The 14,769-nt window shown below is 34.9% G+C and carries 15 protein-coding genes; 5 read left to right on the forward strand and 10 right to left on the reverse strand.

All coding sequences use genetic code 11. The annotated features are described in order from the left end of the window. Positions 1 to 81 precede the first annotated feature (81 nt). Entirely contained in the window at positions 82 to 1,005 is a 924-nt protein-coding gene (ttcA, locus tag ABN212_RS06555; RefSeq protein ID WP_196533251.1) for a tRNA 2-thiocytidine(32) synthetase TtcA, read from the forward strand. A gap of 307 nt (positions 1,006 to 1,312) precedes the next feature. Here ttcA and zntB read toward each other — a convergent pair whose 3' ends face one another. Continuing rightward, positions 1,313 to 2,296, reverse strand: a complete 984-nt coding sequence (gene zntB, locus ABN212_RS06560) for a zinc transporter ZntB (RefSeq protein WP_349443019.1) — start codon at positions 2,294 to 2,296, stop codon at positions 1,313 to 1,315. Positions 2,297 to 2,674: 378 nt separating this feature from the next. Here zntB and ABN212_RS06565 point away from each other — a divergent pair, with 378 nt between their 5' ends. After that, on the forward strand, positions 2,675 to 3,016 hold the full coding sequence (locus ABN212_RS06565; RefSeq protein WP_109372394.1) for a DUF4377 domain-containing protein: 342 nt from the start codon (positions 2,675 to 2,677) through the stop codon (positions 3,014 to 3,016). Between the two features lie 304 nt (positions 3,017 to 3,320). Beyond that, positions 3,321 to 3,881 carry an Ail/Lom family outer membrane beta-barrel protein gene (locus ABN212_RS06570; protein ID WP_349443020.1) on the forward strand — a complete coding sequence of 187 codons (561 nt, stop codon included), beginning with the start codon at positions 3,321 to 3,323 and terminating at the stop codon, positions 3,879 to 3,881. Positions 3,882 to 4,361: 480 nt separating this feature from the next. Here the strand turns inward: ABN212_RS06570 and ABN212_RS06575 are convergent, their stop codons facing one another. Continuing rightward, positions 4,362 to 5,981 carry a peptide ABC transporter substrate-binding protein gene (locus ABN212_RS06575; RefSeq protein ID WP_196533253.1) on the reverse strand — a complete coding sequence of 540 codons (1,620 nt, stop codon included), beginning with the start codon at positions 5,979 to 5,981 and terminating at the stop codon, positions 4,362 to 4,364. Between the two features lie 223 nt (positions 5,982 to 6,204). Here ABN212_RS06575 and tpx point away from each other — a divergent pair, with 223 nt between their 5' ends. Further along, positions 6,205 to 6,708, forward strand: coding sequence for a thiol peroxidase (gene tpx / locus ABN212_RS06580; RefSeq protein WP_198619585.1), 504 nt, complete (start codon positions 6,205 to 6,207; stop codon positions 6,706 to 6,708). A 68-nt stretch (positions 6,709 to 6,776) separates the two neighbouring features. Here the strand turns inward: tpx and tyrR are convergent, their stop codons facing one another. The 8 genes from tyrR to pspA all read right to left on the reverse strand — a co-directional run bounded on the left by tyrR (position 6,777) and on the right by pspA (position 13,533). Further along, positions 6,777 to 8,342, reverse strand: a complete 1,566-nt coding sequence (gene tyrR, locus ABN212_RS06585; RefSeq protein ID WP_196533254.1) for a transcriptional regulator TyrR — start codon at positions 8,340 to 8,342, stop codon at positions 6,777 to 6,779. 153 nt (positions 8,343 to 8,495) lie between these two features. After that, positions 8,496 to 8,915: a hypothetical protein gene (locus ABN212_RS06590; RefSeq protein WP_232797443.1), complete on the reverse strand. Its 420-nt coding sequence runs from the start codon at positions 8,913 to 8,915 to the stop codon at positions 8,496 to 8,498. A gap of 537 nt (positions 8,916 to 9,452) precedes the next feature. After that, positions 9,453 to 10,496 (reverse strand): YcjF family protein, encoded by a 1,044-nt coding sequence (locus ABN212_RS06595; protein ID WP_198625582.1) that lies wholly within the window; start codon positions 10,494 to 10,496, stop codon positions 9,453 to 9,455. After that, entirely contained in the window at positions 10,493 to 11,887 is a 1,395-nt protein-coding gene (locus ABN212_RS06600) for a YcjX family protein (RefSeq protein ID WP_109372400.1), read from the reverse strand. Before ABN212_RS06600 ends, ABN212_RS06595 begins: the two co-directional genes overlap by 4 nt. Continuing rightward, on the reverse strand, positions 11,868 to 12,122 hold the full coding sequence (locus tag ABN212_RS06605) for a phage shock protein PspD (RefSeq protein WP_265576286.1): 255 nt from the start codon (positions 12,120 to 12,122) through the stop codon (positions 11,868 to 11,870). The genes ABN212_RS06600 and ABN212_RS06605 overlap by 20 nt, the downstream gene beginning before the upstream one ends. A gap of 119 nt (positions 12,123 to 12,241) precedes the next feature. Next, complete coding sequence (pspC, locus tag ABN212_RS06610; RefSeq protein WP_109372402.1) at positions 12,242 to 12,598, reverse strand: envelope stress response membrane protein PspC; 357 nt, start codon at positions 12,596 to 12,598, stop codon at positions 12,242 to 12,244. Then, a complete protein-coding gene (gene pspB / locus ABN212_RS06615; RefSeq protein WP_023582319.1) occupies positions 12,595 to 12,828 on the reverse strand; it encodes an envelope stress response membrane protein PspB in 234 nt (77 codons plus the stop codon). Before pspB ends, pspC begins: the two co-directional genes overlap by 4 nt. A gap of 36 nt (positions 12,829 to 12,864) precedes the next feature. After that, positions 12,865 to 13,533 (reverse strand): phage shock protein PspA, encoded by a 669-nt coding sequence (gene pspA, locus ABN212_RS06620; RefSeq protein WP_072062534.1) that lies wholly within the window; start codon positions 13,531 to 13,533, stop codon positions 12,865 to 12,867. A 214-nt stretch (positions 13,534 to 13,747) separates the two neighbouring features. Here pspA and pspF point away from each other — a divergent pair, with 214 nt between their 5' ends. Beyond that, positions 13,748 to 14,743 (forward strand): phage shock protein operon transcriptional activator, encoded by a 996-nt coding sequence (pspF, locus tag ABN212_RS06625; RefSeq protein ID WP_349443021.1) that lies wholly within the window; start codon positions 13,748 to 13,750, stop codon positions 14,741 to 14,743. Positions 14,744 to 14,769: the final 26 nt, after the last annotated feature.

Raw genomic sequence — 14,769 nt, forward strand, 5'->3', positions numbered from 1 at the left:
GTTAAGGCATCAAAACAGCGAAGAACAAAGCCTTGGTTAGCAAGTTACAGAATAATCAGCAACGATATAGAACCGTAAAAAATGAGCATCCCAAAAGAACAGTATAATTTCAACAAACTACAAAAACGCTTACGCCGTGATGTTGGGCAAGCTATCGCTGACTTTAATATGATAGAAGACGGCGACAAAATCATGGTCTGCCTCTCTGGTGGTAAAGATAGCTACACGCTACTTTCTATCTTAATGAATCTGCAAAAAAGTGCGCCAATTAATTTTTCACTTGTTGCAGTCAATTTAGACCAAAAACAACCCGGATTCCCTGAGCATATTTTACCTGAGTATTTAAATGAACTTGGTGTGGAATATAAAATTGTTGAAGAGAATACCTATGGGATCGTTAAAGATATTATTCCTGAAGGTAAAACAACCTGCTCTTTATGCTCACGTTTACGTCGTGGTATTTTATATCGCACAGCGACAGAACTTGGTGCAACTAAAATTGCTTTAGGCCACCATCGTGATGATATTTTAGAAACATTATTCTTAAATATGTTTTATGGTGGAAAACTTAAAGGTATGCCACCTAAATTAATGAGTGACGATGGCAAACAAATCGTTATTCGCCCTCTTGCTTACGCTCGTGAAAAAGATATTGAGCGTTTTGCACAAGCAAAACAGTTTCCAATTATCCCTTGCAATCTTTGTGGCTCACAACCGAATCTCCAACGTCAGGTTATTAAAGAGATGCTAAGAGATTGGGATAAGCGTTACCCTGGTCGTATTGAAACCATGTTTAGAGCAACACAAAATATTGTCCCATCACACTTATGTGATACTCAATTATTTGATTTTGTGAATATCAAGCATGGTGATGAAGTCATTAATGGTGGCGACTTAGCTTTTGATAAAGACGATATTCCAGCCGTTCCAGTCATGTTCCAAGAAGAAGATGATGAACGCCCTGACTTTAGCCAAAACAAACTCGATATTGTTGAAGTGAAATAATGCACTATCTCCTAAGCCTTGCATTCAGGGCTTAGGATTTTTATGGCTAAATAATCGCCAATAATAAATTTAAGCAAAAAAAAACCGATGTTAATAAACATCGGTGTAATAATGGTCAATTATTCTGTATTAAGAACTCAATATGAGAAAAACTACAATTATGGAGCACAACGTTCATCGCTCAACGTTGTATTCACCTGCGAGAGCTATAATGCCAGATGTTCTATTTTAAAAAATTGATATATCTCAAACAGGGTTAGAGAATTCTTTTTTAAATCCATTTAGTTACGATTAATTTGCTGAAATTTTACAACCATCTACTACGCTTTAACCACCAAGTAACAATCACAATCAAAACAAAGAGAGATAAACAAAAAATGGTAAAACCATAAGGAAATTCATTTCCAGGTATGCCACCTAAATTGACACCAAATAGCCCTGTTAGAAACGTTGTTGGTAAAAATAACATCGCCATTAGAGACATAGTATAAGTACGTCTATTCATCGCATCAGCCATCATTGATGTTATTTCATCTGCAATTACCGCCGTACGAGAAATACTACTGTCCAAATCTTCTAAACGTCGAGAAAGTCTTTCTGAGATTTCTAACATCGTGACTCTATCGCTATCACTCATCCACGGTAATTTTTCAATAGAGAGTCTTGAAAATACATCTCGTTGAGGTGCCATATAACGACGTAAAACAATTAACTGCTTTCTTAATAATGCAAGTTCACCTCTTGCTGGTATTTGTTGATCGAGGATCATATCTTCCAATTCAATTAATTGGTCATGAAGCGTCTCAACAAATTCGCCTATTTCATCAGTCACTGCATCAGCCATTGTAATTAGCCAATCACCGCTATTTTCAGGGCCATTACCAAGTTCTAATGTATGAATAACAGAATCTACAGAATTGACTCGGCGATGGCGACTTGAAACAATTGTTTGGCTGTTAATATAAATTCTAAAAGCGACAAGCTCATCGGGCCGATCATTAGGATTATTATTAATTGTTTGCAAATTGATGACGATACCTTCACCAATGCGTTGTGCTTTTGGTCTGACGTTCTCTGCAAGTAATATATCTTTAGCAATAGGTGGAAGTAATTCTGTCTCTTGTATCCATTGAGCACTTTGTGGCTTGAGGTAATCTAAGTGCACCCAATATGGATTTTCATTTGTTGCAACAGTTTCGGCCGTGATTTCTGCTGCTCCTCCATGCCCATTAAGTTGTGCTGTATAAATAGCATCTGAATCTTGTATAACAGAGTCATTAATTGTTTTCACTTAACTTCCTCCATAACTTTTGCTTTAAAAGTAATATTTGAATTAAATACTCAACTGTCAAATATGATTAATCTACCTTCATTTTATAACGCTATGTTTTGAACCGTTATTCTATACTTTTTTTCTAGTTAACTGTATATCAGCACTATTTTTGTTTTATTCATCTAAAATATCTAATTATCTTTATTACTTTAGGATTATTACACTAAATCAAATACTGATAGTTGCGTTAGTATATTAATACTTAGAACAACCGCAGGTAACTTATTTTATTTTCAGGAGAAAAGTTACCTACTGTAATTTATAATAACTATCTAACTGGTGTATACTAAATATTCTTTAATGCATTTGTTGCACCCTAAAAATAAGGTCATCAATATGAAAAAATTTATCGCTATTCCTTTATTTTTGCTTTTGGCTGGATGCAATGACGCAACTTCAACTGAAAGTGCAAATACAACATCATCTACGGGAACAACAAAAACGCTTCTAGTGGACTCACAACTGTATGATTGTGTGGGTGTCGCGCCAATGAAGTGTATGAAGGTGAAAGAACTGCCTTCTGGAGAATGGTCCCTGTTCTATCAAAATATTGATGGTTTTGAATATAAAGCAGGCACTGAATATACATTAAAAGTTAATGTTACAGATATTCCTAACCCACCAGCAGATGCATCAAGTGTAAAATATACACTGATTGAAGTTGTAGATAAAAAATAGAACATCGCACTAAAATCTGGCTCACAATAGGTATTAAAGCTTATTGTGAGTATTTTACCTATTACGCTCAATTACTACTCCTTTCTATTTAAGTAATTTCTTATCATTTCATTGCACTATCATTAAGATAATTAATAAATCTTATGCTGTTTAATAATTAGCTATTTATAATAGTTTGATTTTTTATTGAGTTTAAAAATAAGCATTCAAACTTTTTTTAAGAGTAATTTCAATCAATTAATATTGAAATCGACATTTATTTTACTAAAAATGGTGTTCTACACATCAACATAGAAACTCCATAATGAATAAATTAGTCCTTATTTTAATTAGTTTAGCTTTATCTTATTCCTCTACATTACATGCCTATGATAAGACGCATACCCTCTCTGGTGGCTATATTTATGGCAAAATAAAAGGTGACACAGCAAAAGGTGAAATAATCAGTTATCGTTATGAAACAGAAAATGCTTGGGGAATATTAATTTCTCTACTACGTTTAAATGCCAACCATAAAGAACATTTTATTGATCCTCGTTTTACTATATCTTCAACAATAAAATACCGAACTAAAACCACAGGACTATTAATCGGCCCAACTTATAGAATAACACCTGAAATTTCTGTTTATGCTCAAATGGGGCCTAATAAATTAAAGCATCAGGAAGATAAATATCACCCTAAAATAAATACAACAGATTCCCATATAATTAATACAACAAGTGTAATTGGTCAAATTGGCATCGATTATAATCCTGTTAAGGATATCTCATTTAGCTTGGGCTATCTTTATTCTGATACCACAGCCAATAAACGTCATATTGAATTAAATGCCTTACAACTCTCTTTGGGATATCGTTTTTAAATCGTGTTGACAATCTGTAGTGTCATTTAACACTTACAAAAAGAAAAACAGATAGATTCATTTATAAAACCATCAAACACCATAACAAAAGCATTAATTATTGTTATAATTAAGAGTTTACAACTATAAATAAACAAAAATACAATATTTAACATCACGCACATTGCACGATTAGTCAAAACAATGTCGCAAAAATGTATTAACATCCTACTTGCAATGTTTATTCCTTTTGAGTCTCCTTCTGTTTTCATAACAGAGGGATTTTTTTTGTTATAAATATTTTATTAATCACTGTAACAGTTAGATACAATAAAAGACGTGCAAAGAAAGTATTAACAATATAATTTATATCTAGATAATAAGTTACCCTGCTTTATTTTGCTACGCCCCTTTCTAAAAGGGGTTCTTTTTTATTTTTTCTATAAAAAAACACTCAATTAAATTGAGTGTTTTCTGTTTATATTAAAATAAAGAATTGAATCAATGTTTCAATATATAAAGCGTATGGCTATAAGCAACATCTTCTGGATTCTCAATGGGATAACCTTTTAACCACGGTTTTATCAAGCGTCCATTTGTGTATTGATAAATAGGCGCGATTGGTGCATCTTCAGCAATTATTTGCTCAGCGCGGTTATACAGACTATTTCTTTCGTTTGTATCAATAGTCATACCAGACAATGTTAATATTTCATCATATTGCTTATTCTGATATTTAGGGATATTACCAGCGTGTTTAGAGCCTAATAAGCTTAAAAAAGTAGAAGGCTCGTTATAATCGCCAACCCATGATGCTCTTATAACATCAAAATCCCCAGAATTTCGGCTATCAATATATGTTTTCCATTCCTGATTACGTAATTCGACTTTCACGCCTAACTTTTTCTTCCACATAGAAGCAACTGCAATAGCAATTTTCTGATGATTCTCTGAATTATTGTATAGCAATGAGAGTGTTAATGGATTATGAGGGCCATATCCCGCAGCCGCTAATAAGATCTTAGCTTGACTATCTAATTCATCTTGATTGTATTCATCATAAATTGTAGGTTCTGGGGTAAAGCCTGCCGTTACATCAGGTGTAAAACGGTTTGCTGATTTCTCCCCTGTTCCTAATACTTTATCAGTGATAATTTTTCTATCTATTGCCATCGCTAACGCTTTACGTACACGAATATCTTTTGTTGGCCCTGATTGGGTATTAAAAGCATAATAATAAGTTCCTAACTGGTCAGGAATATAAACCTCATTAGGAATATCTTTCATTAATTTATGATATAAATTTTTCGGGAACGACTCTGTAATATCAATATCACCCGCTAAATAACGCTTAGTCGCATGTGATTCATGATTAATCGGCACAAAAGTGACTTTGGTTAATACTGTATTTTTATGATCCCAATAATAAGGATTTGGCGTTAATACGATCTTCTCATTAACGACTCTATCTTTTAAAACAAAAGCTCCATTTCCGACTAAATTGCCAACCTTAACCCATTCAGTGCCATATTTTTCAATGCTATGATGAGGTACAGGATATAACGAAAAATTAGTCGTTAAACTTGGAAAATACGAGACTGGTCGCTCTAATGTCACTTTTAGCGTTTTTTCATCAAGTGCTTCCACGCCTAATGATGTTGGTTTTAATTTTCCATCAATAATCTTTTGTGCATTTTCAATAGATGCAAGTGATGCATACCATGCAAAAGGTGAAAGATTCTTAGGGTCAACTAACCTTTGCCAGCTATAGACAAAATCTGTTGCGGTTACTTTTTCACCATTAGACCATTTGGCATTATCGCGTAAAGTGAAGATCCACACACGATTATCTTCTGTACGCCAACTTTGAGCAACACCTGGAATGGGACGTCCATGCTCATCTTCTATCGTCAACCCTTCAAATAAATCACGTTGCACTTGAGCTTCTGTTAATCCTACTGCATTAATGGGATCAAGTGATGCTGGCTCATCTTTTAAATGTCGAACTACTTCTTGCTTTTTATCGAGTATCGTTCCTGCGGGGACTACTGCCGCATTTATCTGCGATGTGAGTAATCCTTGAACGACAAGTGCACATGAGATGACGAATATTTTGCGCATGTCTGTTTCGTCCTGTAATCTGTATGAGAATAAACTGCACAATTATAAGAGCCTGATAAAAAGGCACAATCACTGATTACAAATATTTTATAAATTTTTATGTTTTTAGTGATGACTACGCCAATAGTGGCAAATTTTAATAATGGTTAAGCATTAACGAAAATTATCGTTAATACTGAGTATTAATAACAGTTAGTCTGACAACTAATAAAGGAGAACAACAATGGCACATCAAGTTACTTTACAAGGAAATGCAGTGGCACTATCGGGTAATTTCCCAACAGTCGGTCAAAAAGCAGCTGATTTTTCTCTTGTTGGTAAAGATCTTAATGATGTTTCTTTAGCGAATTTTGCAGGTAAACGTAAAGTTCTAAACATTTTTCCAAGTGTAGATACTGGTGTTTGTGCTGCAAGTGTTCGCCAATTTAACAAAGTTGCAAATGAATTAAATAACACGGTTGTTTTATGTATTTCAGCTGATTTACCTTTTGCTCAAGCGCGTTTTTGTGGCGCGGAAGGCTTAGATAACGTTGTGACATTATCTACAATGCGTGGTGCTGAATTTAAAGAAAACTACGGTGTTGCAATTACATCAGGTCCATTAGCTGGCTTAACAAGCCGAGCAGTGATTGTTTTAGATGAAAATAACATGGTTATCTACACCCAGTTGGTTGACGAAATTACAACTGAACCCAATTATGATGATGCGTTAAAAGCACTGAAATAATACTGATAAAAAAATAGACGAGTATTATGCTCGTCTATTTTCATTATGCACAAAATCTTACTACTCAATTATTCTTCAGACTTATCACTCTTTTTATTCGTAAGATTATATTCTCTTAACTTATTCGCAATAGCGGTATGAGAAATACCTAAGCGTTTCGCTAATTTACGTGTACTTGGATAATCACGGTATAAACGCGTTAAAATCGAAGCCTCAAAGCGTTTTGTCATTTCATCTAACGAGCCTTCTAATAGATTCTCATCAAATAATGTTTCATCCGTGTGCTCAGGTAACGTAATATCTTGAACACGCAATGTATTTCCGACTAACTGTGCCATTGCTTGATAAACAGTATTCCGTAATTGGCGAATATTACCCGGCCAAGAATATTGCATTAAATAATTTGAGAAATCAGTAGAAATGGACGGTACACCCACTTTTTGTTCTTGACAGTACTGATTAATAAAATGAGTTGCCAACGGAATGATATCGTCCTTTCTTTCCCTTAATGGCGGTAATGTTAATGTTAATACGTTCAAGCGATAATAGAGATCTTCTCTAAACAATCCCTTTTGTACTAATTCCCACAAATTTTTCTGAGTAGCACAAATAATGCGCACATCTACATTCACTTCTTCTTCTTCACCCACTCGACGGAACGTTCCATCATTTAAAAAGCGTAGAAGTTTGATCTGCATTTGCGGGGACATTTCACCGATTTCATCAAGTAAAACAGTACCGCCATTGGCTTGCTCAAAAAAGCCCTTTTTTCCTTCAATGGCATTAGGATAAGCACCCGCTGCATAGCCAAATAACTCACTTTCAACAACATCATCAGGCATTGAAGCGCAATTTAAGCCAAGAAATGGATATCTTAAACGGCTACTTAGTAAATGGCAGGCTTTTGCTAATAAATCTTTTCCTGTACCTGTTTCACCCACTAATAACAATGGATCATTCATTATTGCCATTTTCTTTGCACGAGTAATAAGCTGCTTCATTTTAGGTGTTACGGCAATAATTTGGTCAAACCCACTTTGATCATTAGTCACTAATCTAGGGTAATTATAAATAATTTCATTATATTTCAGTAAAACAAAAGCCCCAACGCAATGATTATATTGGTTATCGTCTGTCAGTTTAATTGGGACTATTTCCATTTCAAAATTCTGTTTTTTCACAGTAATAGGCACCTTTTGAATAAAGTGCTCTTTTTGTTCTAAAAAACGATGAATATTAAAATTTGGGATAAATTGGTTAAATGTTTTCTCAGCATGATCATCTGGAGATAAACCAAAAAGCTGTCTTGTTGCAGGGTTAAGTAATTTTACCTTACCCTTGGTATCAATAGAAAAAACAGGAACAGGAACAGATTCTAATAATGTCCAAATTGCACGATGTTCTTGCTCTGACGGCATAAATGCAACAGTACGTACATCAATAACACCATTTATTCGACGTATCTCCGCCATAAGAGGTTGAAATATATTAAAATCTATCTGTGAGAAATTCAGGTAAATAAGACCAATTGGGAATATTTCAATTCCACGCAAATCGATATTTTTTAATACGAGCAGATCTAATAATTCACGGGTTAACCCGATGCGATCTTCACAAGTGACCTCTAAACGCATTATAAACCTTCTTAATACTGAGTGACCCTGAACTAATTCTAGATATTATACATAAATATCAACGAAATAAAGAGGATTGTCAGCAAAGGTTGACACCACTAGCATTTATTTTTACACAACTAAATCAATCTCCTAATTTTTAAGCAAGATTATTTATGCTTTAAAAAAACCGAATAACGAAAATGAAGAGGTTTTTATTATTTTTTTTAGTTCAAAATCGATAAGATATTCGACATCCTTTACCAAAGGGCTTAATTCTCGACGGATCACCTTTTTGATAGTTTTACATCCATTATCAAAACAAAAGAGGAGATACTCTAATGCGTTTATTGCCTTTTCTTTCTTATCCGACTCAGTCAGATATTCAAAAAATTGGGATATCTCTTTTATTTGAAATGATTTAGGTTGCTTTTGATATTGTCTTTTTTTAATCTCACTGATCGTCTCATCAAGAATAGGGATTAAAATACTTAATTGGTTGTCAATGTTTGAAACATTAAATTCTGAACTTAGGTAGAGTTGACGTCTTGCTTTAGAGAGTTTTTTTATTACTGAAATTTGTATTTCTTTCATTTTTTACCCTTCTTAGAATAATTATTTATTAACTATTTTCTATTTTTTACAAATAAAAAACCGCCTCTGTTTACTAAATAACGAATAACTTACAAATTAGATGTTTGAAAATATATTGATAGAATAGGTCTTGCGATACATTTTTGCGGTAACATTTAACGCTATTTATTAAACCAAACTCAAGACTATTTTTCTTTCAAAAAAGGAATATTTTGATTGAAATTACAAATATTTCACTAGAGGGAAGCATATTATTCTTTATATACAAATAGTTATAACCATCTCAAATTTTGTAAAAATTGACTCTTTTTAAAATTTTTTATCACGATAGTTTCCATTTAAAACAATAACATTATTGGTAGTAAAACTATAAAAACACTTTATAGCATTCAGTGACTTATTTTAAAATAATATTTTATCATCTTTATTATTATGGCTATTTTATATAAATAACACCTTACCAATCTTTATACAAAAAAACCGCAGAATGGCTTCTGCGGTTTTTATTTAAAATTATTAAAAGGTGAAAATAATAATTTATTCTTTTTTCTTACTACCAATGGTATTTTTTAATTTTCCAATTAGCTCTTTTCTAAAATCGCCTAGCTTAGGTTTATTATCATCAATCCAAGGTAAAGGACGGCATAATTCCATTGCTTTTATTCCTAAGCGTGCCGTTAATAAACCTGCTCCAATACCTTGAGCGGCTCTTGTTGATAATCGTGCTGCAAGATCTTGTGAAAGCCAGTCCATTCCAACTTCTCTAACCAGTTCTGTCGCACCCGCAAATGCGATATTGACTAGAACAAGGCGAAAGAGTTTTAGACGACTATAGTAGCCTAATTCGATACCGTAAATTTCTGCAATACGGTTAATTAAACGAATATTACGCCAACCAATAAAGGCCATATCAACCATTGCCAGCGGACTGACAGCGATCATTAAGGTTGACTCTGCTGCAGAACGACTAATTTCAGCTCTAGCTTGTTTATCCAAAATAGGTTGAACAAGTTGACTATAAAGTTCTAATACTTCTTTGTCGTTATGGGTGTCGTGTAATGCACTTTGCCAACGAATTAATGCAGGGTGTTGTGAGCTAATACCCGCTTGTTTAGCAAGTTTTTCACAAAATGGTCGACCATTCCCCATCGCATGGCTATAAAGTAACTCTTTTGCTTTATCTCTTTCATCTGCCCGTTGACGTAAACGATAAATACGGCGCCACTCTGTTATAACTGATCCAATCCCAGCGACAACAATTAACCCACCCGCACTGGCTGCACCCAACGCAATCCAGTCAGAATTTACCCATGAGTCATAAATCCATTGTCCCGTTTGGGCAATAACACTAATCCCTAAAATGGTACTCGCAATCGTTAATAAACGTTTCCAGATATTTTTTTTCGGTTTTAAAATTGATTGAACATCACCTTCTAATTGCCCTTCATTCTCTTCATCCAATTGTGGATCAATAGGCAAAAATTGCTCATTTTCATTAAAGCCAACACCTTTTTTCAAGATGACTTCTTCGTGAAGTATGGGCTCTTTAAAATCAATTCGCGATTTTAATGGCTCATTCATTTTAATTTATCCCCTAACAAAAACTCCATTGCACTATCCATACGAATATGAGGAACCGCACTATCTCTTGATATTTGTTGCGGCCTAAAAGATTCGAAACTAAACCCTTGTTTTTCCCAAAATGTTTTTTCAGGTAATCGCTTAGGAACCTCACCGGGAAAATATACTAATGGTGTGTTATCGCTTAAACGAAAACCTTTTAAGGCTGGTATTTTTTCGCCATGATGATCAACAATCCCACTTTCAGTTGCCGCAATAGAAGCTAGTCCCATGCAATCTATACTGATCCCCTCAAAAATAGCATTTTGTTTAGCATCTTGAATAAGCTGTTGAAGCAATGACACTAAGTTTTCGTGTTGATCAACCGTGATATGGTCGGCTTTTGTGGCTGCAAACAGAAGTTTATCGATACAAGGTGAAAATAAGCGTCTAAGTAAAGTTCTTTTTCCATAATGAAAACTGCGCATTAATTGTGTTAATGCTTGGCGCATATCATTAAAAACATCTGCACCTTGATTTAAAGGTTGCAGGCAATCAACCAAAACAATTTGTCTATCAAATCCTTGGAAATGATCACGATAAAAACCTTTTACAACATGCTGTCCATAATATTCATAACGCTGTTTTAGCATACCAATATTAGTGCGTTTATCTGCATTCTTTAATTTAGCAATATCATATTGTTGCAAATCAGCCCAAGGGAAAAACTGTAAAACAGGTGCTCCCGCTAATTCACCGGGTAATACAAAACGTCCAGGTTGAATAAAGTGAAGCCCTTCTTCCTTGCACGATAATAAATAGTCAGTGTAAGCGGAGGCAATATCAGCTAATAACGTTTCATCAGCTGGCGCAAAAGGATCACATTTTTTAAGGAGTAATTGCCAATGCTGTTCTGGTGATGTTCTTTGGCGATTGACCTTATTCATTTGCTCTGACCATTCAAAATAGTCTTGCTCAAGCATAGGTAAATCTAATAGCCATTCGCCGGGGTAATCAACAATTTCTAAATAAAGAGAAGATGTTTCTTTTATAAAACGTGTTAAAGATTCATTCGAGCGATAACGTAGTTGTAAACGAATTTCGCTGACCCCTTTTGTAGGAACGGGCCAACTTGGCGGTGTATGATAAAGAGATTCCATTCCCTCATCATAAGTAAAACGAGGAATATTTAAATTATGTTGAGGAATGCGTTTTACACCTAGTAGTTGTTTATTTCGTGCAGCCGAAAATAGTGGTAAACGCGCGCCTGTATGCACATTAATAAGTTGATTAACTAAAGAGGTAATAAATGCTGTTTTACCACTTCGACTTAATCCAGTTACGGCCAAACGAAGATGTCTATCAACACCACGATTAATAAAAGCGGTAAGTTCATTTTGTAGGCGTTTCATGTTTCTCCCAAGACATTTGACGCGATAGCTTATTAAAACCTGCTTTGATAATAGGTTCAGCTATCAATAGAACCAGCCAACGTAACGGTTTGCTACTTACTCGTTTTAATATACCGCCTGTGATTGCAGCTGGCCCAAATAAAGTGAATAACATTAACCCAAATGTTAACCCTTTTTTGGCTAATTGGGCGAGTTTATTTGTTTTTAAAGAAACGAATACTTGATTGGAATTCACAATAGGCTCCTCAATCAGAATTTTTATTCTCTCACAATACAAGCGTTGAAAAAGATAAACGGACTGAAAGAAAGACGCTCCTAAAATGGAGCGTCTTATCAGATTAAATGGCAAAAATATTACAAATCTCGAAAACGTTTATTTAACTGATAAGTAGAAGAGGTAATATAACGTTCCATTTGTTGTAAACGTTTTTCACCTTGCATCAATTGATTATCTACCCCGCTTAAAATGTCTTTTAAGCTCTCTTGCTGATTTTCACCTTGCTGGTAATTAGCAGGAGCTGGCTCCATAAAGAAACTTAAAACAAAATAAGCAACAATAGTTAAACCGAAAAAACCAGCAAACAGCGCAATCACCGCAATAACCCTGATAAGTAAAACAGGAATATTAAAATAATGGGCAAGCCCAGCACATACACCACGGATCATGCCCTCTTGTGGCAAGCGATACAATTGCTTGCTTTGCATCGTCATTGTGATTGCCTCCAGTTAGGATGTTCTGCATCAAGTATTTGTTCTAACGTCTTAATGCGTTCCTGCATTTGCTGAGCTTTATCCACCAGCGCGCTCAGTCGCTGCATTTCTTGATGGGTTAACTGAACATTACCTCCACCTTTCTGACTGTTGTAGTGCAACCACAACCAAATAGGGAGAATAAATAAAACGAAAATTGTCAGTGGTATTCCCAGAAATATATAGCCCATTACATATCCTTTATAAGATGGTTATTACGCTTGCTGTTACTCTTTATTGATATTGATTTTAGCTTTTAATGCCGCTAATTGCGCGCTAATTTCATCATCAGCTTTTAATTCAGCAAACTGTTGGTCTAAAGATTTTTCCTTTCCTAAACCATAACTTTGAGCTTCACCTTCCATATGGTCAATACGGCGTTCAAATTGTTCAAAACGCGCCATTGCTGCATCCATCTTACCACTGTCTAATTGGCGACGAACTTGGCGAGATGAATTTGCTGCTTGATGACGCACAACTAAAGACTGCTGTTTTGCGCGTGTTTCAGTTAGCTTGTTTTCTAATTCGCTAATTTCGCCTTTTAAACGAGTTAGCGTTTCATCAATAATAATCAGTTCGTGTTTCAATGTGTCATTAACTGATGCTACACGTTGTTTTTCGATTAATGCTGCACGAGCTAAATCTTCCTTTTCCTTGATAAGAGCTAACTCTGCTTTATCCTGCCAATCTTTCATCTGTTTTTCAGCTTGTTCGATACGGCGCTCTAATCCTTTCTTTTCAGCTAAAGTGCGTGCAGAAGTTGTACGGATCTCAACTAACATATCTTCCATTTCTTGGATCATTAGGCGGATCATTTTTTCAGGATCTTCCGCTTTATCTAATAAAGAAGCGATATTGGCATTAATAATGTCAGCAAAACGTGAAAATATACCCATGATGTTATCCTTAATAGCTATGCTAATTAGTGACGTTAAATTATTTCAGTAATGGCGCACTGTCGTAACGCCGGCATACTTTAGTTAATACAATTTGCGTGCCAACTTTTAAAATTCACTTAACCTATTAATAATAGGTAATTTATATTGTTCGCCTATTTTTCAAACACCTGATAGACTGGTAAAAAACACCTCAATATGGTGAATTTAACCAATGAATGAGAATTTAGAGACAATAATCGGCGTTGATAGTCAATTTATTGATGTATTAGAACAAACCTCAGCACTTGCTCAATTAAAAAAGCCTGTATTAATTATTGGTGAACGAGGTACAGGCAAAGAGTTGATCGCTCATCGCTTACACTATCTTGCTCCTTGGTGGCAAGGACCTTTTATTTCAATCAACTGTTCTGCGCTCAATGACAATTTACTTGATTCTGAGCTTTTTGGTCATGAAGCAGGCGCTTTTACTGGTGCTAGAAATCGTCATCAAGGGCGTTTTGAACGTGCGGATGGAGGTTCTCTTTTTCTTGATGAACTGGCGACTGCTCCCATGCTTGTGCAAGAAAAGCTTCTGCGCGTCATTGAGTATGGTCATTTAGAGCGCGTTGGGGGCAGTCAATCTCTGCATGTTGATGTTAGGCTTATTTGCGCGACAAATGCAGATTTACCCGCAATGGCAGAAGAAGGTAAATTTCGTGCCGATTTACTCGATAGATTGGCGTTTGATGTTATTAGACTCCCGCCATTAAGAGAGCGACGTGCAGATATTATGTTGCTTGCTGAAAATTTCGCTATCTCAATGTGCCAAGAGTTAGGTTTACCTTTTTTTCCTGGTTTTAGTGATAGTGCGCGCCAAGTGCTTTTAGATTATTCATGGCCAGGTAATATTCGTGAGCTAAAAAATGTTGTTGAACGCTCGGTTTATCGTCATGGAACCTGCGATAACGTACTCACCAATATTATTATTGATCCCTTTGCTGGTCTTCAGACGCCAAAAACACCCACATTAAAAAAATCACCTAAAGAAAATTTTTCACTACCTATATTACCGTTGGATTTACGCCAATGGCAAAATGATGTAGAAAAAAAATTAGTAAATAGTGCATTAAAAGAGAGCTTATATAACCAGAAAGAGGCGGCTGAAAAATTATCACTAAGTTACGATCAATTTAGAGGGCTAATTAAAAAACATCAAATAATAACTTAATTTATTGATAAATATAGTTTTTTAAT

Source organism: Proteus genomosp. 6 (genome assembly GCF_040139785.1).
Classification (GTDB): Bacteria; Pseudomonadota; Gammaproteobacteria; order Enterobacterales; family Enterobacteriaceae; genus Proteus.